Below are 1,149 nucleotides of genomic sequence, written 5' to 3' on the forward strand. Positions count from 1 at the left end.
GTGGTTGGGGTCGCCTGGGGCCCGCCCCGTCGCCGGCGCGGCGCGGGGTTGCGCCGGCGGTCTCCGGGCCGGCGGCGGCCCGCTCAGCCGAGCAGGGTGCCGCCGGTGGCGTCGACGAAGGAGCCGGTGATCCAGCGGGCCTCGTCGGTGGCGAGGAAGGCCACCACGTCGGCGACGTCATCGGGCTCGCCGACGCGGTTGAAGGTGGACAGCGCCGCCATCTGTTCGACGGCCTCGGGGACGTCGAAGACCGGGTTGCCGTTGCGCGTGATGCCCGGCGCCACCGAGTTGATGGTGATGCCGCGCGGGCCGAGGGCCTTCGCGAAGTGCAGGGCGAGCTGTTCGAGGGCTCCCTTGCTCATCGCGTAGGCGATCTCGTCCGGGTTGGCGAAGCGGGTCAGGCCGGAGGAGATGTTGATGATCCGGCCGCCGTCGGGCATGTTCCGCAGCGCCCGCTGGATCAGGAAGAACGGGGCCTTCGCGTTGACCGCGAAGATCCGGTCGAACTGGTCGGGGGTGATCGCGTCCGCTCCGACCCCGCCCATCACCCCGGCGTTGTTGACCAGGATGTGCAGGTCGGTGCTGCCGGTGCGGTCCAGCAGGTCCTGTTCCAGGACGGCGAACAGCCCGTCCACGTCCCCGGGGACCCCGAGTTCGGCCCGTACCGCGAAGGCGCGGCCGCCGTCGCGTTCGACCGAGGCGACGACCTCCCGGGCGGCCGCCCCGTCGCTGGTGTAGTGGACGGCGACGAGTGCGCCCTCCTCGGCCAGCCGGATCGCGGCCGCCCGGCCCATGCCCCGGCTCGATCCCGTGACCAGGGCCGTCCTGCCCGCGAGGCGCTCCATACCGTTGCTCCGTTCCCGTACCGGCGCCGCGGCCGGCGCGATCGTGACCGGGTCCCGGCGGGCGGGGCGGTGCGGGGTCCGCGCCGGTTCCGCGCCGAACCACCGTTCCAGGGCGGCCGTCAGGGCGGTGTCGCCCGTACCGGCCGCGTCCGTCCCGTCGCCGGCCCGCCCTGTGCCCGACCAGACGACGTGCCCGTCGGGCCGGACAAGCAGGGCGGCGGCGCCGGACAGGTCCCGCCCGTCCGCCGCCGCCGGGGCGGACGCGGCCGTCGCGACGCGCACCCGGTCCGCCCATGGCCCCGCG

The 1,149-nt window shown here is 75.5% G+C and carries 1 protein-coding gene; it reads right to left on the minus strand.

Annotated elements, in window-relative coordinates; translation table 11 throughout:
* Nucleotides 1-83: 83 nt before the first annotated feature.
* Nucleotides 84-1,149: SDR family oxidoreductase (locus ABZW32_RS40010; protein ID WP_356225859.1), on the minus strand; the 1,066-nt coding region annotated here is incomplete at its 5' end.

This window comes from Streptomyces sp. NPDC004667, assembly GCF_040609475.1.
GTDB lineage: Bacteria > Actinomycetota > Actinomycetes > Streptomycetales > Streptomycetaceae > Streptomyces.